Annotated in this window: 19 protein-coding genes; 9 read left to right on the forward strand and 10 right to left on the reverse strand. The window is 65.1% G+C overall.

Features of this window, described 5'->3' with window-relative positions; all coding sequences use genetic code 11:
• Nucleotides 1–317: 317 nt before the first annotated feature.
• Nucleotides 318–1,373 (forward strand): threonine aldolase family protein, encoded by a 1,056-nt coding sequence (locus tag NGM99_RS03340; RefSeq protein ID WP_252815992.1) that lies wholly within the window; start codon nt 318–320, stop codon nt 1,371–1,373.
• Between the two features lie 462 nt (nt 1,374–1,835).
• Here NGM99_RS03340 and NGM99_RS03345 read toward each other — a convergent pair whose 3' ends face one another.
• Both NGM99_RS03345 and NGM99_RS03350 read right to left on the reverse strand, forming a co-directional pair.
• A complete protein-coding gene (locus NGM99_RS03345) occupies nt 1,836–2,621 on the reverse strand; it encodes a DUF1223 domain-containing protein (protein ID WP_252815994.1) in 786 nt (261 codons plus the stop codon).
• 207 nt (nt 2,622–2,828) lie between these two features.
• Nucleotides 2,829–3,722 (reverse strand): LysR family transcriptional regulator, encoded by an 894-nt coding sequence (locus NGM99_RS03350; RefSeq protein WP_252815996.1) that lies wholly within the window; start codon nt 3,720–3,722, stop codon nt 2,829–2,831.
• A 100-nt stretch (nt 3,723–3,822) separates the two neighbouring features.
• On the opposite strand from NGM99_RS03350, the gene NGM99_RS03355 reads away from it, so the two are divergent.
• Both NGM99_RS03355 and NGM99_RS03360 read left to right on the forward strand, forming a co-directional pair.
• Nucleotides 3,823–4,563 carry an SDR family oxidoreductase gene (locus tag NGM99_RS03355; protein WP_252815998.1) on the forward strand — a complete coding sequence of 247 codons (741 nt, stop codon included), beginning with the start codon at nt 3,823–3,825 and terminating at the stop codon, nt 4,561–4,563.
• A gap of 14 nt (nt 4,564–4,577) precedes the next feature.
• Complete coding sequence (locus tag NGM99_RS03360; protein WP_252816000.1) at nt 4,578–4,790, forward strand: tautomerase family protein; 213 nt, start codon at nt 4,578–4,580, stop codon at nt 4,788–4,790.
• A gap of 52 nt (nt 4,791–4,842) precedes the next feature.
• Here NGM99_RS03360 and acnA read toward each other — a convergent pair whose 3' ends face one another.
• Nucleotides 4,843–7,521, reverse strand: coding sequence for an aconitate hydratase AcnA (gene acnA / locus NGM99_RS03365; protein WP_353937377.1), 2,679 nt, complete (start codon nt 7,519–7,521; stop codon nt 4,843–4,845).
• A gap of 572 nt (nt 7,522–8,093) precedes the next feature.
• Between acnA and ccmA the strand changes: the two genes are divergently transcribed.
• Both ccmA and ccmB read left to right on the forward strand, forming a co-directional pair.
• Nucleotides 8,094–8,711 (forward strand): heme ABC exporter ATP-binding protein CcmA, encoded by a 618-nt coding sequence (ccmA, locus tag NGM99_RS03370; RefSeq protein ID WP_353937368.1) that lies wholly within the window; start codon nt 8,094–8,096, stop codon nt 8,709–8,711.
• A complete protein-coding gene (ccmB, locus tag NGM99_RS03375) occupies nt 8,708–9,364 on the forward strand; it encodes a heme exporter protein CcmB (protein ID WP_252816004.1) in 657 nt (218 codons plus the stop codon). Before ccmA ends, ccmB begins: the two co-directional genes overlap by 4 nt.
• A 33-nt stretch (nt 9,365–9,397) precedes the next feature.
• Here the strand turns inward: ccmB and NGM99_RS03380 are convergent, their stop codons facing one another.
• The 6 genes from NGM99_RS03380 to NGM99_RS03405 form a co-directional block, all read right to left on the reverse strand.
• Nucleotides 9,398–10,147 carry a sulfite exporter TauE/SafE family protein gene (locus tag NGM99_RS03380; RefSeq protein ID WP_289852347.1) on the reverse strand — a complete coding sequence of 250 codons (750 nt, stop codon included), beginning with the start codon at nt 10,145–10,147 and terminating at the stop codon, nt 9,398–9,400.
• Nucleotides 10,148–10,195: 48 nt separating this feature from the next.
• Nucleotides 10,196–10,699: an invasion associated locus B family protein gene (locus NGM99_RS03385; protein ID WP_252816006.1), complete on the reverse strand. Its 504-nt coding sequence runs from the start codon at nt 10,697–10,699 to the stop codon at nt 10,196–10,198.
• 286 nt (nt 10,700–10,985) lie between these two features.
• Complete coding sequence (locus NGM99_RS03390) at nt 10,986–11,339, reverse strand: YkvA family protein (protein WP_252816008.1); 354 nt, start codon at nt 11,337–11,339, stop codon at nt 10,986–10,988.
• 56 nt (nt 11,340–11,395) lie between these two features.
• Entirely contained in the window at nt 11,396–11,707 is a 312-nt protein-coding gene (locus tag NGM99_RS03395) for a 4a-hydroxytetrahydrobiopterin dehydratase (protein WP_252816010.1), read from the reverse strand.
• A 148-nt stretch (nt 11,708–11,855) separates the two neighbouring features.
• Nucleotides 11,856–12,449 (reverse strand): RNA 2',3'-cyclic phosphodiesterase, encoded by a 594-nt coding sequence (gene thpR / locus NGM99_RS03400; RefSeq protein ID WP_252816011.1) that lies wholly within the window; start codon nt 12,447–12,449, stop codon nt 11,856–11,858.
• Between the two features lie 127 nt (nt 12,450–12,576).
• Nucleotides 12,577–13,242, reverse strand: a complete 666-nt coding sequence (locus NGM99_RS03405) for an arylesterase (RefSeq protein ID WP_252816013.1) — start codon at nt 13,240–13,242, stop codon at nt 12,577–12,579.
• A gap of 55 nt (nt 13,243–13,297) precedes the next feature.
• On the opposite strand from NGM99_RS03405, the gene NGM99_RS03410 reads away from it, so the two are divergent.
• From NGM99_RS03410 to NGM99_RS03425, 4 genes are all read left to right on the forward strand, one after another.
• Nucleotides 13,298–13,993 carry an ABC transporter ATP-binding protein gene (locus NGM99_RS03410; protein WP_252816015.1) on the forward strand — a complete coding sequence of 232 codons (696 nt, stop codon included), beginning with the start codon at nt 13,298–13,300 and terminating at the stop codon, nt 13,991–13,993.
• 101 nt (nt 13,994–14,094) lie between these two features.
• Complete coding sequence (locus tag NGM99_RS03415; protein WP_252816887.1) at nt 14,095–16,596, forward strand: ABC transporter permease; 2,502 nt, start codon at nt 14,095–14,097, stop codon at nt 16,594–16,596.
• Nucleotides 16,597–16,792: 196 nt separating this feature from the next.
• Nucleotides 16,793–17,545, forward strand: coding sequence for a Bax inhibitor-1/YccA family protein (locus tag NGM99_RS03420; protein WP_252816017.1), 753 nt, complete (start codon nt 16,793–16,795; stop codon nt 17,543–17,545).
• Nucleotides 17,546–17,670: 125 nt separating this feature from the next.
• Nucleotides 17,671–18,195 (forward strand): GNAT family N-acetyltransferase, encoded by a 525-nt coding sequence (locus NGM99_RS03425; RefSeq protein WP_252816019.1) that lies wholly within the window; start codon nt 17,671–17,673, stop codon nt 18,193–18,195.
• Here NGM99_RS03425 and NGM99_RS03430 read toward each other — a convergent pair.
• A complete protein-coding gene (locus NGM99_RS03430; protein ID WP_252816021.1) occupies nt 18,192–18,578 on the reverse strand; it encodes a DUF2794 domain-containing protein in 387 nt (128 codons plus the stop codon). The two genes, NGM99_RS03425 and NGM99_RS03430, sit on opposite strands and share 4 nt — an antisense overlap.
• Nucleotides 18,579–18,646 lie beyond the last annotated feature (68 nt).

An 18,646-nucleotide genomic window follows, 5' to 3' on the forward strand; every position in this document is an offset into this window, starting at 1 on the left:
CTGACTGTGTTCTCTGATGGGGCCGGCTGGGCGGGCAATAGTGCCGCGCACACGAAAACCAGCACGCGGCATTTTAGATGCCCGAACCGGTCTTCTCAACCTCCCGTTAAATAGGACAGCACTACTGCCCTATTTCTCTCATGGCAGAACATGAATCGGTGCGCAAGACCGAACTGCAAAGAGTGGCTGCGACAAAGCATCAAAAATTTTGTGGCGATGCATCAATGCGCAAGATTGTTGCGCTGCGATTTTTAGGGAAGCCTTCCCCATGCAGCTATGCGAAAAGGCCCACGTTTCGAGCCTTTCAGGTGAATCCGATGTTCTTCGCTTCCGACAACTGGGCCGGCGCCCACCCCCTTATCGCACAATCGCTGGTTTCCTATGCGGGCGGTTATGCCAGCGCCTATGGCACGAGCGATCTCGACCGGCGCGTGGAAGAAACATTCAACCGCGTCTTCGAGCGCGAGGTGGCTGTGTTCTTCGTGGCGACGGGAACGGCCGCGAACTCGCTGGCGCTCGCCGCCACCTCGCGCCCCGGCGGCATCTGCTTCGCGCATGCCGAGGCGCATATGCTTGAAGACGAATGCGGCGCGCCGGAATTCCTGTCGTCGGGCGGCCGCCTGCGCCCCGTGCAGGGCTCGCACGGCAAGATCGACGCGCAAGAGCTTTCCCGCGAGATGGCGCGCTTCCCCGCGGGCAATGTCCATTCCGGCCAGCCCATGGCCGTGTCGGTCACCCAGTCCACCGAAACCGGCTCGATCTATTCCCTGAGCGAGATCGAGGCCATCGCCCAGATCGCCCGGTCGCGCGCGGTGCCGCTGCACATGGACGGCGCCCGCTTCGCCAATGCGCTGGTCGCGCTCGACTGCTCGCCCGCTGAGATGACATGGAAGCGCGGCGTCGATCTCTTGTCCTTCGGCGGCACCAAGAACGGCTGCTGGTGCGCCGAGGCGCTGGTCTTCTTCGACCCCGAAAAGGCGCGCGAGTTCGGCTTCATGCGCAAGCGCGCCGCCCAGCTCTTTTCCAAGACCCGTTTCGTCGCAGCCCAGTTCGAAAGCTATTTCGCCGACGATCTCTGGCTCGAAAATGCCAAGACCGCCAACCGCATGGCCAAGCATCTCGCCACGGCGCTGCACGGCTCGAACAGCGCGCGCCTCGCCTGGAAGCCGCAGGCCAACGAGGTTTTCGCCGTGATGAGCACGGCCAAGGCCCAGGCCCTTCAGGCAGCCGGCGCCCGCTTCTACGACTGGAAGGAGCCCGACCAGTGGGACGGCAGCCTCAGCGCCGGCGAAGGCCTGTTCCGCTTCGTGACGAGCTACGCGACGCAGGAAGACGATGTGACACGCTTCGCTGAAGCGCTGCAGAGGGCTTGAGGGCTTTCTCTGGAAGCCTTGGCGCGTGTGGAGGCGTTACCCCCACCCCTTAACCCTCCCCACAAGGAGGGGGGCGTCAACGGCGCATTTCACCTCAAAGCTTGATGACTAGCTTGAAAGGAATGGCGCCACGCGCATGTCCTCCCCTCCTCCTCGTGGGGAAGGGGTACGGGGTGGGGGTGACGTGTCCGTTTTCGCGTCGGTAATCGATTGTTGCTCGGAGCGATTGGTTTGTGGCCCAACCACCTTCCCCGAAATATCCCACGCCGCCACAAAGGCGCCCCGTTTTGCTCAATCTCGCGCCTCAAAGCGGGATCAGCATCCACCCTGTCCTAGAGACGGTTCGGTCCGGCGCCGGTCCGTAATCCCCAAGCCCCCCGCCCACGGGCCAGCGCCGGACCGATCCAAAAACATCCCACAAGTTTGAGCAGAGAGTTCGGGCGCGCGCAGAGGCGCGTGGCGCTAGTCGGCCGTGTGCGGCCGGTCGGGACGGGTGACGACTGCGGCACCCAGGATCGGGCCCGGCACCTTGTCCTTTCCCATCACCTGCAGGATCACGGCGGCACCCATGCTGTCCTCGATGCTCACCCAGGGCAGTTCGACATGCATGGCGGGGCCTTTCCACACGCCGATCGGACGCATGCTCTTCACCGCGTTCACATAGGAAAGCGTCTGGCCTTCATTGTCGCCGGTCTTGACCGGAACCACTATGGCCCCATCGAAGCCGACCAGCATCAGATGCGCCTTGTGACCCTCGGGCAGGTTGCCGTCGGCCACCTCGATCATCAGGCTGTCGCCCATGCGTTTGGTTGTGATCGCCACGTTCGGGGCTTCGCCATTGCGCGTCTGGGCCCCCAGCGCGTTCTCGATCTCCTGTGCCTTGGCGCCGTTGAACTGCGCGCGGCCGTTGACGATGGCCTGGGGCGTGTACATCGAGCGCGCACCGAAACGCTTGCCGTAGAGCTTCTGGCGCAGCGTGTTGTCGGGCGAGGCCATGGTGTCGCGCCAGCCGAGATAATCCCAGTAATCGACATGAAAGGCGAGCGCGAGCAGGTCGGGCCGCTTGGCGAATTCGGCCAGCGCGCTGTCGGCCGCCGGGCAGGCCTTGCAGCCCTGCGACGTGTAGAGTTCGACCACGCCGGAAACGGGTGGCTCCTCGGCCAGAGCGGACCCGAGAGCAGGCCCAAGCAGCGTGAGGCTCAGAGCGAAGGCGGACAACAATCCACGCGAAACGTACATCGCCGTCATGCGTCCGGCATCATCGGTCGGGCTCCTCGGAGGGAAACGAACATGCGGGCGCAGCAAAAGCTGCCGCCCGTCTTTCAACTGGCCGCACCCTGCTGCATGGCGCCAACAAGAGGAAGTCAACTTGCGGTGACGCCACGGGGCGAGGCGTAGCATGGGACGAGAGTAAGCAACAGCAGCGCCAAACGGAAAGATGCCATGCGTGCGCCGTCAGAAATCCGCCCGGCCAAGCGTGTCCGACACCCATTCCAGAAACACGCGCAGGCGCGAGGCGAGCTGGCGGTTCTGCGGGTAAAGCGCGAAGAGCGGGGTCGGCGAGGGCGGGTAAAGAGGCAGGACTTCCACGAACCGACCTTCTTCCAGATCCCTGGCGAAGCGATAGGCGGGCGCCTGGATCAGGCCGAAGCCCAGCCGCGCGAGGTCGGTCATCGTTTCTGAATCGTTGGCGGTGATGCGGGCTGGCAGGCGCACATGGCGCAGTTTCTCGCCTTCCGTGAATTCCAGGGGCAGCACGTCATGGGTCAGCGACGAAACGAAGCCGACCGCCCTGTGCCCTTCGAGATCGTCGGGCGTGCAGGGCGTGCCGTGACGCGCCAGGTAATCCGGGCTCGCCACCGTGATCTCGCGGATCGTGCCTAGCTTGCGGCGGATCATGCTGCTGTCGGCCGGCTCGCCCGCGCGGATCACGCAATCCACGCCTTCGCGCACCAGATCGACCAGCCGGTCGCCCTGGCCGAGGTGAAGATCGATCAGCGGATAGCGGGCGAGGAAACCGGGCAGGCCGGGCAACAGAAATGTCCGGGTGAAGAGCCCGTGCGCATCGACGCGCAGAAGTCCGCGCGGGGTTGCGTCGCGCAGGGCGCTTTCGGCCTCGTCGAGGTCCGACAGGATCGCGACGCAGCGCCGGTAATAGTCTGTCCCGTCGAGCGTCGGTGCCACATGGCGCGTGGTGCGCTCCAGAAGCCGCGTGCCGAGATGCACTTCGAGGCTTTTCACGGCTTCGGTCGCGGTGGAGCGCGGCAGGCCGAGATCGGTGGCGGCGGCAGAAAAGCTTTCGCGTTCCACCACGCGAACGAACAGGCGCATGCGGCTCAGATGATCCATGGTAATTGTTCGCCACAGCCGAACTCTGTTGGCAAGAGCGGGGCGATGATCCGAACAGGGGAATGGCCTATCTCCGCTCCCACCCAACAGGAGAGAGACAATGACAAACTCGAAACAGCGCGTCGCCATCGTCACCGGGGCATCCAAGGGCATCGGCGCCGCGACTGCGTTGCGGCTTGCCCGCGACGGCTTCGCAGTCGCCGTGAACTATTCGCGCAGCGCGGCGGATGCTGACGCCGTGGTGCGCGCCATCGAAGCGGAGGGCGGCCGTGCGATTGCCGCTCAGGCGGATGTCGCCGACCCGCAGGCCGTGGCGGCGCTGTTCAGTCGGACTGAAGGCGAGCTTGGTTCGGTGGACGTGATCGTCAACAATGCCGGCACCATGAAGCTCGAGCCGATCGCCGCGGTTTCGGACGAGAATTTCGACCGCGTGGTCGCGACCAATCTCAAGGGCGTGTTCAACGGCATGCGCGAAGCGGCCAGGCGCCTGAACGCGGGCGGGCGGATCATCTCGCTTTCGACCAGCGTGGTCGGCACCTATGGCCCCAATTACGGCGTCTATGCCGCGACCAAGGCCGCAGTCGAGGCCTTGACCCATGTTCTGTCCAAGGAGCTCGGGCAGAAAGGGATCACCGTGAACGTGGTGGCGCCGGGACCGACGGCGACGGATCTCTTCACCGAAGGCAAGTCCGACGAGCTGATCGCACGCATCACCGGCACGATCCCGCTCGGCCGCCTCGGCACGCCCGACGAAATCGCCAATGTGATCGCCTTTCTCGCCGGACCGGACGGAGCATGGGTGAACGGACAGGTGATCCGGACGAATGGCGGAATGATCTGAACAGGAGCGCGCTTATGCCATTCGCCAACATCAAGGTACCGGAAGCAGCGCTGTCCAGGACGCAGAAGGAAGAGATCGTCCACCGCGTGACGGCCATGTTCGCCGACTATTTCGGCGAGGGCGTCAAGCAGCATACGATGGTGCTGATCGAAACCGTGCCCGACGGCGGCTATGGCCGCGCCAACGAGGTGTTCATCGTGCCCGAGGCTTATCGGGCCAAGGATTGAAACAAAAAGGGCGGCCCGGAAGCCGCCCTTTCTCATTTTGCCTGCGTGGCCTTTATGCCGCCAGATCGCGCAGCACGTATTGGAGGATGCCGCCGTTCTTGAAGTAGTCGAGTTCGTCCAGCGTATCGATGCGGCAGAGCAGCGGCACGTCCTTCACCGTGCCGTCGGCCATCGTCACTTTTGCGATCATCTTCTGGCGCGGGCGCACGGTTTCGAGGCCCTCGATGGTGACGAGTTCGTCGCCCTTCAGTCCGAGCGAGGCCCATGACGTGCCTTCCTCGAAGGTGAAGGGCACGACGCCCATGCCGACGAGGTTGGAGCGGTGGATGCGCTCGAAGCTCTGGGCGATCACCGCGCGCACGCCGAGCAGGTTGGTTCCCTTGGCCGCCCAGTCGCGCGAGGAGCCGTTGCCGTATTCGATGCCGGCGAAGATCACCAGCGGCACGCCTTCCTTCCGGTATTCCATGGCGGCGTCATAGATCGACACCTCTTCCTTGGACGGATAGTGGATCGTGTAGCCGCCTTCGCGCCCGTTCTCGCCCAGCATGTGGTTGCGGATGCGGATATTGGCGAAGGTGCCGCGCATCATCACCTCATGGTTGCCGCGCCGCGTGCCGTACTGGTTGAAGTCGGCAATGCCCACGCCGTGGTCGATCAGGTACTTGCCCGCGGGCGATGCCGCCTTGATAGAGCCGGCCGGCGAAATGTGGTCGGTGGTGATCTTGTCGCCGAAGAGGCCGAGCACGCGGGCGCCACGGATTTCACCGATGGCACGCGGGGTCGGCTGCAGGCCCACGAAGTAAGGCGGGTTCTGCACGTAGGTTGAATCGTCGTCCCACGCATAGGTCTGGCCTTCCGGCGCCTGCACGTTGCGCCAGTTCTCGTCGCCCTTGAACACGTCCGCATATTTGCGGGTGAAGAGTTCGCGCGTGACGTTCTCGCTGATGAAGCGGTCGATCTCCTCGCTGGTGGGCCAGATGTCCTTGAGGAAGACGGGCTTGCCGTCCGCGCCCTCGCCGAGCGGCTCGGTGGTCAGGTCCTTGGTGACGGAGCCGGCCAGCGCATAGGCGACCACCAGCGGCGGCGAGGCGAGGTAGTTCGCCTGCACATCCGGAGACACGCGGCCTTCGAAGTTGCGGTTGCCCGAGAGAACGGCGGACGCGATCAGGCCCTTGTCGTTGATGGTCTTGGAGATCGGCGCCGGGAGCGGTCCCGAATTGCCGATACAGGTGGTGCAGCCGAAGCCGACGAGGTTGAAGCCGACCTGGTCGAGCTCGGTCTGCAGGCCCGACTTCGCGAGATATTCGGCGACGACCTGCGAGCCGGGTGCGAGCGAGGTCTTCACCCAGGGCTTCTGCTTGAGGCCCAGGCGGTTGGCGTTGCGCGCGAGAAGGCCCGCGCCGATCAGCACGCTCGGGTTGGACGTGTTGGTGCAGGACGTGATGGCGGCGATCACCACGTCGCCATGGCCGAGATCGAAATCCTCGCCTTCGACATCGTAGCGGGTCTGGGGCGCAAGCGCCTTCTTGTAGTCGCTTTCCATGGCCCTCTTGAAGCCGGCCGCGACGCCTTCCAGCGGAATGCGGCCTTCGGGGCGCTTGGGACCGGCCATGGAGGGCACGACATCGGCAAGGTCGAGCTCGAGCAGGTCGGTGAAGACCGGATCGGCCGAGCCGTTGTCGCGCCACATGCCCTGCGCCTGCGAATAGGCTTCCACCAGAGCGATGCGGTTTTCCGGGCGGCCCGAGGTGTTGAGATAGCGGATCGTCTCGGCGTCCACGGGGAAGAAGCCGCAGGTCGCGCCATATTCGGGCGCCATGTTGCCGATGGTGGCACGATCGGCCAGCGTCATGTTGGAAAGGCCCGAGCCGTAGAACTCCACGAACTTGCCGACCACGCCCTTCTTGCGCAGCATCTGGGTGACGGTCAGCACGAGGTCGGTGGCGGTCACGCCTTCCTTGAGCTTGCCGGTGAGGCGGAAGCCGATCACTTCCGGCAGGAGCATGGACACCGGCTGGCCGAGCATCGCGGCTTCGGCCTCGATGCCGCCCACGCCCCAGGCGAGTACGCCCAGGCCGTTGACCATGGTGGTGTGCGAATCCGTGCCGACGCAGGTGTCCGGATAAGCGGTGGTTTCGCTATCCTCGGTGCGCGTCCATACGGTCTGCGACAGATATTCGAGGTTCACTTGGTGGCAGATGCCGGTGCCGGGCGGCACGACGCGGAAGTTGCGGAAGGCCTGCTGACCCCATTTCAGGAACTTGTAGCGCTCCTGGTTGCGCTGGTATTCGAGTTCGACATTGCGGGCGAAGGCCTGCGGGTTGCCGAACTCGTCGACGATCACCGAGTGGTCGATCACGAGGTCGACGGGCACCAGCGGGTTGATCTTCTGCGGGTCGCCGCCGAGCGCGGCCATCGCGTCGCGCATCGCGGCAAGGTCCACCACCGCCGGCACGCCGGTGAAGTCCTGCATGAGCACGCGCGCCGGGCGATAAGCGATCTCGACGCCCGCCGTGCCCCTGTCGGTCAGCCAGCCGGCGACGGCTTCGATCGATTCCCTGGTGACCGAGCGGCCATCCTCGTTGCGAAGCAGGTTCTCGAGCAGCACCTTCATGGAATAAGGAAGCTGCGAGACACCCGTCAGGCCGTTCTTTTCGGCTTCCACGAGGCTGTAATAAGTGTATTCCGCGTCACCCACGGAGAGGGTGCGCCGGCAATTGAAGCTGTCAATGGATTGGGACACGTGTGCGGTCTCTTCTCGAATGCGGGCCGTCGGCTTCGGGGGAGCGGACGGCCGGTGGTCTCGGCACTTAACCGCTGACGGTTAGCAAATTCGAACCGCGCACGGAAAAGCCCATGGGGTGAGAACAAGAAGCCGAAAATCGGCGCCCAGCTCTCGGGCGAATGCGGGTGCGGTCATTTCCGCGTTTGGCTCATACTGGCTGCCACAGGCACCGGCTGAACACGAAAATGATAGATCCCGTGCCGACCGCTGGCACGGTTGCCGTGCATATACGGATTTTCGTAGAACGATTCCAGAGGCTGTTATGAACCAAGAACACGTCTTGTGTCGGAACAGCGAAGATCAGACCGCGAGAAGGCGAGTGCGGCCAAGGCTGGTGGCCTTGGCCGCACTCGCCGCCGACGCGGATGGCTTCGCTCTTCCGACCCTTCGAGCCGTCCGTTTCGAACCGCCGGAGGGCGTCGCCGGACTTGTCCGGTGCACCGCTACGGGCGGCACAAGGCGTGTTCTTGGTTCATAACAGCCTCAAGTTTTGAACGTCGCAGCCAGGGAATTTGGGCGTGGTGGAACTGGTTGCAGACGGACTTGCCGGAGCGCGGGGCGGCCAGACGCTGTTCGAGGGCCTGAGCTTCACGCTCAGGCCCGGCGAGGCGATGGAAGTGGTGGGGCCGAACGGGGTGGGCAAGACGACGCTGCTCCGCATCGCGGCCGGGCTTCTCGCACCCTTCGAGGGACGCATCGGTGTCGAAAACGGCCTGCGGCTGGGTGATATCTCGCATTTCGTGTCGAGCCTGAACGGCATGAAGAGCACGCTGACGGTGGCTGAGAACCTGCGCTTCTGGAAGCGGTTCCAGGCAGGCGCCACCGAGCGCATCGGCGAGGGCGCGAGCGTGGAAGAGGCGCTCGAGGCGGTGGGGCTCGAAGCCACCGCGCCCTTGCCCTTCGGCGTGCTGTCCACGGGCCAGAAGCGGCGCGTGGCCCTGTCGCGGCTGTTGCTCGAATATCGGCCGCTCTGGATTCTGGACGAGCCGGTGCTGGGGCTGGATGCGGCGGCCGAGCAAAGCTTTTCAGGATTGATCGCGCGGCACATGGCGCATGGCGGACTGGCGCTCGCAGCCGTGCATGGCAGTCTCGGGATCAGCGGCGCGCGCACGCTCCGGCTTGGGGCGCTCTCGTGAGCGCCATCTATTTTCGGGACCTCCTGATCGCCCTGCGCGCCGGCGGCGGTGCGCTGACGGGGCTCCTGTTCTTTCTCGCCGTGATCGCGGTGATGCCGTTCGCGCTCGGGCCCGACATGGCGCTGCTCGGACGGCTGGGGCCCGCGATCCTGTGGATCGGGGCGCTGCTCGCGGGCCTGCTCGGGCTCGACCGCATCTTTGCCGGTGACCGCGAGGATGGCTCGCTCGATGCGATCGTCGGCGGAAGCGATTTCCTGTCGCTGGTGCTGACGGCCCTCGCCAAGGGGCTGGCGCACTGGACGGCGAGCCTCTTGCCGATCGTGATCGCGGCCCCCGTGTTCGGGGTGCTGGTGAACACCGACTGGACCGCGAGCCTCGCCGTGGCGCTGACCTTGCTTGTCGGCACGCCTGCCTTGAGCCTCGTCGGCGTGGCAGGCGCGGCGGTCGCCGTGGCACTGCCGCGCGGCGGCGTGCTGGTTTCGGTGCTGATCCTGCCTTTCGTGATCCCGACGCTGATCTTCGGCGTCAGCGCGGCCTATGGCGCGGGAACGGATGCCTTCTGGCCGCCCTTCCTGCTGCTATGCGCTTCGACGCTGTTTCTGGGCGTGGTGGGACCGGTGGCAGCGGCGCTCGCGTTGCGGGAGGGCGACTAAGTTTTGCGGCAGCGTCTCCGCTTTCCCAGCCCCTCAAATCCAACCCCGCAGCGCCATTTCCGCACCAAGAATCAGCAGCCCTACCAGAAAGCACCGGCGAAACAGCGCCGGGCTGATGCGGTTGCGGATCACCTGTCCCGCCCACATGCCGAGCAGAGCCGGCGGCACCGCCAAAAGCGAAATTCCGAGATGGCCCGAGGGCAAGGCACCCTGCCAGACGAGACCGAACGCCAGCGCGATCGTGGAAACCGTGAAGGACAGGCCCAATGCCTGAACGAGGTCGTCCTTGGAAAGCCCGAGCGACTGGAGATAGGGCACGGCCGGGATCACGAAGACACCCGTCGCGCCCGTCACGATGCCCGTGACGAGGCCAACCAGCGGCGAGAGCCACGGCTCGAACGCGTTCGGCACCGTGAAGGGCCGGGCAAGAAGCGCGAGCGCGGCGTAAAGAAAGAGCGCCGCACCCAAAGCCGAGGTGGTGAGAGCCGTGTCTCCACTCGCCAGAAGGGCCGCACCCGGCACGGTACCGAGCACGATCGTCCCCATCATCGGCCAGAGCCGCCTGACGAGCAGACCAAAGGCAGGACCGGCGAAAAGCTGCCAGATATTCGTGACGAAGGACGGAACGAGCAGGAGGCCGGCAGCGGCGACCGGCGTCATCAGGAGGCTGAGAAGGGCGACCGCGACGGTCGGCAGGCCCATGCCGGTCACGCCTTTGACGAGACCGGCGAAAACGAAGATCGCGGCTACGGGGACAAAGCCAGCGGCGTCGAACCCCGTCAGCACGCAGCGGCTCCGCTCACCGAAACCGCCGCAACCGCGTCACTCGCTTCATTTACAGGTGGCGATGGAACCCAGTGCCGCCGAGATGCCGGCCAGCGAGAAGGTGTAGCTGGTCGGATTGCCGCGGCCGGACTTGGCGGCGATCTTCATGTCCTGGCCCGAGCGCATGGCAGCGATCAGCGCGGGCTCTTCCGCCGCGTTCTCGACCCAGGCCGACTTGCCCTTGGTGAACATGGAGAAGGTCTTGGGCCCCACCGTCACCTGCACCTTGGAATTGGCCTGCAGGTCGTAGGACGCGATGAATTGCGGCTCATAGGTGGGCTTCGCACCGGGGCGCTGGCTCACGAAGAAGAAGATGTCGCCATGGTCGAGGGTCGCTGGCTGCTTTTCGGTGGGAACGGTCAGCACATAGCAGACCTTGCCGTTGCCTGACTGGTAGGAATAGGTGCCCCAGGCATTGTGCTGGCCGATCTTGGTGGCCGACTGCGCGAGTGCCGGGGCCGCCGTCGCCGTCATCACCACTGCGACCGAAGCTGCAATCCATCCGCGCATGTTCATCCTACCCTTTACACCATTGGCGAAAGCCATTGAGCGGGTTCGCCGCTTTCGCGCCTGCCCGTTTGGCTCCAATTTGAAATATTCGGGCTTACCAAAGGGTGAACCCCTCGCCCGAAAGTGACGCGAAAGGGCGGCTTTCGGCTCTCATCGGGGCTGAACGGGACTGATCGATCACGAAAAATCCCGCTCAGGGCCTGTTGCCGTTCGCGGCGCCCTTCACGGGATCGATTTTGGATGGGACGACTAAGGCGAGAGTTGGGCGGGTGCCCAAGACTGAACGTCAGCTCACGACCACGTCATTGTCGGCGAGCGCTTCCTTCGCCGCCAGACGGTGGGCCGGGGTGATGTGGGCGCGAACGGTGGCGATGGCCGCCGTCAGCACCGCGATGTCGTCGGTGAAACCGACAAGCACCAGAATGTCGGGAATCGCATCGGCCGGCATGATGAAATAGGCGAGCGCGCCGAAGATGATGCCCTTGGCACGCAACGGCGTCTTGCGGTCCATGGCGCAGTAATAGGCTGCCACCACCTCCTCGATAAACGGGATGTGCCGCACCGCGCGCTTCACCGTGCGCCAGAAGTCTTCGCGCGAAACGGGCTTCGACCGAAAGGGCAGATGGGGGATCTTCGCCATGTCTTCTCCGAGGCCTCCTGAACCTCGGGCGAAATGTGGTGGCGTCGAACGCGGGTTCAAGAAGCGGCGTCGCCCTCATGGGCGAAGCGGTTCATCGCCTGGGCGAGCCGGAAGTCGAGCGCGGTCAGACCCTTGGCGACATGGGTGGAAAGAGTGACCTCGACCGTGCGGAAGGAATTGAACCAGCCGGGATGGTGGTCGATGTCCTCGGCCTCGAGCGCGGTGCGGGTCATGAAGGCGAAGGCGTCGCCGAAGGACGGAAAGCGGAAGGTGCGGGTGATGCTTTTGCCATCGGCACTCAGCGCCCAGCCTTGGGTCTCCGCCAAGGCGGCTGAAACCGCCACCGCATCCATCGGCTCGCGTGGCATCGGACGCCCTCCCCCAAACGGGTTCCGCTGCCTGCTCGCTCGGATCTCAGACAGCCGTTGTCTGAGCGCGATCATCTGCCTGAACCGGGCCGCAGGCAATCGTGCAGCCCATCATATCGTGGTGAACCCGATTTCAGCCTGGGAAACCTCAGAACGAGCGCCAGGCGGCTGCCGCACTCCAGTCCACCGCCGCGCGGCGGTGATCGCCGGTGCCGAGCGGCCAGGCTTCCTCGACCACATAAGGCCCGCCGCCCACGGAATCGCGTGAGGACATTAACACGAAGCGGCCCACGGAAAAGGGGGCTGCGGAAAAGTTGCCGCGTGCCGAAAGGTAGTGCGCCACATCGAGGGGTGCTGTGTTGCGCAGCCGCGCGAGCGTCACATGCGGCACGAAGCGCCGCGCATCCGCCGGCAGGCCCAGGCGCTGCCCGATGCGCTCGACCTCGGCTTGCAGCGCGTTGAGCTCGGGCGACGGTGCCACCGCCGCATAGACCGAATGGGGCTTCTTGCCCCCGAAGGCACCCACGCCCGACAGGCTGAGCGAGAAGCCGGGACGGTTCACCCGGTCGAGCGCATTGGCCAGTTCGTCGGCCAGATGGTTTTCGATATCGCCGAAGAAGCGGAGCGTCAGGTGGTAGTTCTCCACGTCGATCCATCGCGCACCGTGGAGGCCGCCGCGCAGGAGCGAGAGCGACAGGCTCGCATCGCGGGGAATTTCGAGGGCAGTGAAAAGGCGCGGCATGCTGGCGTCTCCTCGATCAGGAACCCGGTGGGTGCCCCTCGCTCATGAGGGAATCACCGTGGGTCCACATGGGCAAGCCCATCTTTGTTGCAATGCACAGGGAACCCACAGGTGATTTAGAGCGCAGTCAGGATGCGCCAGGCTTGCCGAGCAGGTTTTCCACAAGAGGAAGCGCATCCTCGACCATGCGGTCCACGCCCTTGGCGCTCGGATGCATGTTGTCCTGAAGGAAATATTCGGCGCCCGCACGCTTGCCGTCGATCACCAACCCGTTGAGGAAGAAGGGATAAAGCGGCACATCGTATTTTTGGGCCAACCGCGGGTAGATGCCCTCGAACTGCGACACGTAATTGGGGCCCATGTTCGGGGCCGCGCGCATCCCAGCGAGCAGCACCTTGATGTTGCGCGCCTTCAGGCGGCTCAACATCGCGTCGAGGTTCTTTTCGACGATCGATGGCGCAATGCCGCGCAGCATGTCGTTCGCGCCGAATTCGAGGATCACGAAATCCGTGCCATCGGGGATCGACCAGTCCAGGCGCGCAAGCCCGCCGCTCGTGGTGTCGCCCGACACGCCGGCATTGCGCACCTCCACCTGATGGCCCTTGGCGCGCAGGGCCGCCTGCAATCTGTCGGTGAAGCCCTCGCCGACAGCAAGCCCATAGCCCGCCATCAGGCTGTCGCCGAAGCCGACGATGCGCGCGGGTTCTGCCTGTGCTGCCACCGATGTCGTAGCCGTGATCAGAAGTGCGGCCGCAAGATTGCGGAAATGCCGCGCCGGTCCTTTGAATGCCATGCTGTTTCACCCATATCTGCGGGGCCTCGTTCTCCGCATATAGGTGCGCCTGCCCGTGACAGAAGCCGTCATCGAACTTGTGAACGTATCGCTGACGCTTGGGTCCGCCGCCTCCAAGGTCCATGTCTTGAAGGGCGTGGACCTGTCCGTGAAGGGCGGCGAGATCCTCGGCATCGTCGGGCCCTCGGGCTCGGGCAAGTCGACGCTTCTGATGGTGGTGGCAGGGCTCGAACGGGTCGATTCCGGCACGGTCCGCATCGCGGGCGAGGATATTTCGGGGCGCTCCGAGGATCAGGTCGCAGCCTTTCGCGGCCAGAATGTCGGCATCGTCTTCCAGTCCTTCCACCTGATCCCCAACATGACCGCGCTCGAGAACGTCGCGGTGCCGCTGGAGCTCGCGGGCCACCGGAACGCCTTCGAACGCGCCCGCGCGGAGCTTGCATCCGTCGGCCTGGCCGAGCGCGTCACGCATTACCCGGGCGAATTGTCGGGCGGCGAGCAGCAGCGCGTGGCGATTGCCCGCGCGCTCGCCCCGAGCCCGCGCCTCCTGATCGCCGACGAGCCGACCGGCAACCTCGATGGGGCGACGGGCCGTCAGGTGGCCGACCTCCTTTTCCGCACCGCCGCCGAGCGCAACATGACGCTCGTGCTCGTCACCCACGATCCGTCGCTTGCCGCGCGCTGCACGCGGCAGGTCGCGATGCGTTCGGGCCGCATCGAAAGCGTTGAAGCCGCGATGGCCGTGGCCTGATGGCGCTCTCTTCGGTGTCTCGCTCTTCTTCGTCCCAGACAAAACTGGCTCAAACAAAACCGGCTCAGGCGAAACTCGCCGTCCGCTTCGCGCTGCGCGAGATGCGCGGCGGCTTGTCGGGCTTCTGGATCTTCATCGCCTGCATCGCGCTGGGCGTGGCGGCCATCGGCGGCGTGAACTCAGTGGCGCGCGCCATCGAAGCGGGTGTGGCGGCGGAGGGCCAGACGCTGCTCGGCGCCGATATGCGCTTCGAGCTGAACCAGCGCACTGCGACCGACGCCGAACTCGGCTTTTTGAAGAGCTTCGGCACGATCGCCGAAAGCGCCAATATGCGGGCCATGGCGCGAACCGAGGACGAGACCAACCAGACTTTGGTGCAGGTCAAGGCGGTCGATCCGGCCCTTTATCCGATGTTCGGTGCGCTCACGCTGTCGCCATCCGAGCCGATCGCCGACCTTTTCGCCGAGCGCGACGGCGTCTGGGGTGCGGCCGCCCCGCAATTACTTCTCGACCGGCTGAACCTCAAGCTCGGCGACCGGCTGCGCGTCGGCGGTGCGCTGATCGAACTGCGCGCGCGGCTCGACTACGAGCCCGATGCCCTTTCCGACGGCTTCGCCTTCGCGCCCCGCCTGCTCACCGCGCTGGGCGCGCTGAACGCGTCGGGCCTCGTGCAGCCGGGCAGCCTCGTCGAGCACGTCTACAAGCTGCGCATGACGGACGAGCCCACGGAAAGCGCCATCGCCACAGTGCGCGAGCGCGCTTCGGCCGAGCACCCGGAAGCCGGATGGAGCATCCGCACCCGCTTCAACGCGGCACCTGCGATCTCGGCCAATGTGGAGCGTTTCAGCCAGTTCCTGACGCTTGTGGGGCTCACTGCGCTCGTGGTCGGCGGTGTCGGCGTGGCGAATGCCGTGCGCGCTTATCTCGATGCTAAGCGCGCCGTGATCGCGACATTCAAGAGCCTCGGTGCCTCCGGCGGCTTCGTGTTCGGGCTTTACCTGTTCCAGATCCTGCTCGTCGCCGCCATCGGCATCGCAGGCGGTCTCGTCGTCGGCGCGCTGATGCCGTTTGCGGCGAACATGGCCCTGCGCTCGGTTCTGCCCCTGCCCACGGAAGTCGGCTTCTATCCGGGCGCGCTGGGCTTGGCCGTTCTGTTCGGCTTCATCGTCACGCTGGTCTTCGCGCTGCTCCCATTGGGCCGCGCGCGCGACGTGCCGGCGACCGCCCTTTTTCGCGAACAGGGCTTCGAGGCGCAGGGCTGGCCGCGCTGGCCCTATACGCTGTCGGCCGGCACGCTGGCCGTTCTCTTGGGCGTTCTCGCGATCTTTTCGGCGGGCGAGCGGCGGATCGCCCTCACTTTCGTCGGCGCGATGCTGTTCTCGTTTCTGGTCTTGCGCGGCGTCGGCTGGCTGGTGCAATGGACCGCGCGCCGCGCGCCCCATTCACGCTCGACCGCGATGCGGCTGGCCGTCGGCAACATCCACCGTCCCGGCGCACTGACGCCCTCCGTGGTGCTCTCGCTTGGGCTGGGGCTGACGCTTCTGGTCACCCTCGCCTTGATCGATGGAAACCTGCGCAACCAGATTTCCAACAACCTGCCGGCGGACGCGCCCGACTTCTTCTTCGTCGATATCCAGAGTGCCGAGGCCGACGCCTTCCAGTCCTATATCGAACAGGAGGCTCCCGGTGCCAAGCTCGTGCGCGTGCCGATGCTGCGCGGGCGCATCACCAGGTTGAACGGCGTGGATACGCAAAAGGTCAACGTGCCGCCCGAAGGCGCCTGGGTGCTGCGCGGCGACCGTGGCCTGACTTATGCGCGCAACATGCCGTCCAATTCCACGCTGACGGCGGGCGAATGGTGGGACCCCGACTATGCTGGCGAGCCGCTGGTGTCGTTCTCGGCGGAAGAAGCCGGCGAGATCGGCTTGAAGGTGGGCGACACGGTCACCGTCAACGTGCTCGGCCGCGACATCACCGCGAAGATCGCCAATCTGCGCAATGTCGAGTGGGAATCGATGGGCATCAATTTCGTGATGGTGTTCTCGCCCAACACGTTCGCGGGCGCGCCCCATTCCTGGCTGGCGACGCTCGCCTGGCCGAATGCGAGCGCGGATGACCAGGCGCGGCTCCTGAACGGCGTCACCCGCACCTATCCGGCCGTGTCATCCGTGCGCATCGCGGACGCACTCAACCTCATCAACGAGCTCATCGGCCAGATCGGCACGGCGATCCGCGCGGCGGCCCTCGTGGCGCTCGTCGCGTCCGTGCTCGTGTTGGGCGGCGCGCTCGCGGCGGGCAACCGGGCGCGTACGCATGATGCGGTGGTGTTGAAGACGCTGGGCGCCACCCGCGCGCTGCTGATCCGGGCCTTTTCGCTCGAATACATGCTGATCGGCCTGGCGACCGCGGTCTTCGCGCTGTTCGCCGGCGGGGTGGCCTCCTGGTATGTGCTTTCGCAGGTGATGAAGCTTTCAGCGAGCTTCCTGCCGCAAGTGGCGTTCTCCACCATAGCGCTTTCGCTGGTGCTGACCGTGGGCTTCGGGCTCATCGGCACATGGCGGGTGCTGGGGCAGAAGGCGGCGCCGGTGTTGCGAACACTCTAGCTCGTTGCGAACACTTTAACCTCGCGCAATCGCGGCACTTTTCGCCTTTCGAGAGGGACTTGTTGAAACCGCCCAACCCTCTCATATTATGTCTCAGGCATGCTGGAGTCCCGCCAGCGGCGCCTGGGAGCGGTGATCCGGGCGGTGATCCGCTCTCCGACCCCGACGGGACGGCATAGCAAGAGGATTTCAGGCAATGGCTGATCCCATTCGCAACTACCAGCCGCGCGCGGCGGGCATCGGTGCCCGGGCGGATGCGGCCATCGACCAGGGCCTCCGGGCCTATATGCTCAAGGTCTACAACCTCATGGCGCTGGGCCTCGCCATCACGGGCCTCGCGGCCTATGGCGCGTTCAGCGCGGCGGTGACGCCGGCCGGCGAACTCACCCAGTTCGGCCAGTTGATCTATCTCAGCGGCTTCCGCTGGGTGGTGATCCTCGCCCCGCTCGCCATGGTGCTGTTTCTGTCCTTCCGCATCCACAAGATGAGCGTGGCCGCGGCCCAGACGACCTTCTGGGTCTATGCGGCGCTCGTGGGCCTGTCGCTGTCCACTGTGTTCCTCGTCTACACGGGCACCTCGATCACGCGCACCTTCTTCATCACGGCCGCCGCCTTCGGCGCGCTCTCGCTCTACGGCTACACGACGCGCCGTGACCTGACCGCGATGGGCTCGTTCCTGGTGATGGGCGTGTTCGGCCTCGTCATCGCGATGCTGGTCAACATCTTCCTGCAGTCGTCGGCGCTCCAGTTCGCCATTTCGGCGATCGGCGTGCTCGTTTTCGCGGGCCTCACCGCCTACGACACGCAGAAGATCAAGGAGATGTACTGGGAAGGCGACGACGTTCTGGTCGCCGGCCGCAAGGCCATCATGGGCGCGCTGACCCTTTACCTCGACTTCATCAACCTCTTCATGTTCCTGCTCCAGTTCATGGGCAACAACCGGAACTGAGAGCAATTCCAGCAAAAGTGCCGTGCGGTTTTGCGTCCGGAATTGCGGCACAACGAACTGGTTGAAATCGTGATAGCGAAAGGGGCGGTTCGGAAACGGACCGCCCTTTTTGTTTGGCATGAACCATGACCCAGATCCGTAGCGCCCGGCCCGACGACATCCCCGCGATCACCGAAATCTACCGCGATGCGGTGCTCCATGGCACGGCGACCTACGAGCTCGAGCCGCCGACCGCCTGGGAGATGATGCGGCGCTTCGAGGCGCTCGCCGTTTCGAAGCATCCCTACCTTGTCGCGGAAGACCAAGGTCGCGTCCTGGCCTATGCCTATGCCGGCCCCTTCCGCCCGCGTCCCGCCTACAGGTTCACGGTGGAGGATTCGATCTATGTCGCGCCGGATTCCAAGGGGCGGGGCTTGGGGAAACTGCTGCTCGAACGCTTGATCGAAGCCTGCGAAAGGCGCGGCTATCGGCAGATCCTGGCGGTGATCGGCGACGGCCACGAAAAGAGCCCCTCGGTGATCCTGCATGCCAGGCTCGGCTTCAAGCCGTCGGGCGTGATCGAAGGCTCAGGCTTCAAGCATGGGCGCTGGCTCGATACCGCCATCATGCAGCGCGCGCTGAACGGCGGAAAGACGACGCTGCCCGATTAGGCGCCGACGACCTTCAGCGCCTTGTCGAACACCGAAAGCACCCGATCCAGCTCTTGCCCGCGCTTGAGCGTCACGCCATTGGCAGACACCACCGAATAAGCGCCCTGCTTGCGCGCGAGACGCGGGTCCTTGACGATCCGAAACAGCGGCGTCTCGCTGGTGCGGCGAAAAACCGAGAACACCGCATGGTCGCTCAAATGGTCGATCGCATAATCGCGCCATTCGTTCGCGGCCACCATCCGCCCGTAGACGCGCAGGATCAGGTCGAGCTCGCGGCGGTGGAAGGTGACGGGAAGCTGGAGCCTGCGGCGGTTGAGTTCACTGAAGGGAACGAGCGTCGAATTCTCGTCTCCGTTTTCCCCAACCACGCTTCGATCCGTCATGCCGCTGTCGCAACCTGTCTCATCCGAAGGGCCCAAGGTGCGCGCGGGGGCCGTGGATTTCAAGGGCG

It is taken from the genome of Mesorhizobium liriopis, assembly GCF_024053505.1.
Taxonomy (GTDB): Bacteria; Pseudomonadota; Alphaproteobacteria; order Rhizobiales; family Rhizobiaceae; genus Mesorhizobium_B; species Mesorhizobium_B liriopis.

Excerpts from the sequence above, each read along its gene's own strand:
- NGM99_RS03355 (WP_252815998.1), top strand. The coding sequence starts at position 3,823 with ATGACAAACTCGAAACAGCGCGTCGCCATCGTCACCGGGGCATCCAAG.
- NGM99_RS03340 (WP_252815992.1), top strand. The coding sequence starts at position 318 with ATGTTCTTCGCTTCCGACAACTGGGCCGGCGCCCACCCCCTTATCGCA.
- NGM99_RS03350 (WP_252815996.1), bottom strand. The coding sequence starts at position 3,722 with ATGGATCATCTGAGCCGCATGCGCCTGTTCGTTCGCGTGGTGGAACGC.
- NGM99_RS03360 (WP_252816000.1), top strand. The coding sequence starts at position 4,578 with ATGCCATTCGCCAACATCAAGGTACCGGAAGCAGCGCTGTCCAGGACG.
- NGM99_RS03390 (WP_252816008.1), bottom strand. The coding sequence starts at position 11,339 with ATGGCGAAGATCCCCCATCTGCCCTTTCGGTCGAAGCCCGTTTCGCGC.
- NGM99_RS03395 (WP_252816010.1), bottom strand. The coding sequence starts at position 11,707 with ATGCCACGCGAGCCGATGGATGCGGTGGCGGTTTCAGCCGCCTTGGCG.
- NGM99_RS03415 (WP_252816887.1), top strand. The coding sequence starts at position 14,095 with ATGCGCGGCGGCTTGTCGGGCTTCTGGATCTTCATCGCCTGCATCGCG.
- NGM99_RS03385 (WP_252816006.1), bottom strand. The coding sequence starts at position 10,699 with ATGCGCGGATGGATTGCAGCTTCGGTCGCAGTGGTGATGACGGCGACG.
- NGM99_RS03430 (WP_252816021.1), bottom strand. The coding sequence starts at position 18,578 with ATGACGGATCGAAGCGTGGTTGGGGAAAACGGAGACGAGAATTCGACG.
- NGM99_RS03425 (WP_252816019.1), top strand. The coding sequence starts at position 17,671 with ATGACCCAGATCCGTAGCGCCCGGCCCGACGACATCCCCGCGATCACC.
- NGM99_RS03420 (WP_252816017.1), top strand. The coding sequence starts at position 16,793 with ATGGCTGATCCCATTCGCAACTACCAGCCGCGCGCGGCGGGCATCGGT.
- NGM99_RS03345 (WP_252815994.1), bottom strand. The coding sequence starts at position 2,621 with ATGACGGCGATGTACGTTTCGCGTGGATTGTTGTCCGCCTTCGCTCTG.
- NGM99_RS03405 (WP_252816013.1), bottom strand. The coding sequence starts at position 13,242 with ATGGCATTCAAAGGACCGGCGCGGCATTTCCGCAATCTTGCGGCCGCA.
- thpR (WP_252816011.1), bottom strand. The coding sequence starts at position 12,449 with ATGCCGCGCCTTTTCACTGCCCTCGAAATTCCCCGCGATGCGAGCCTG.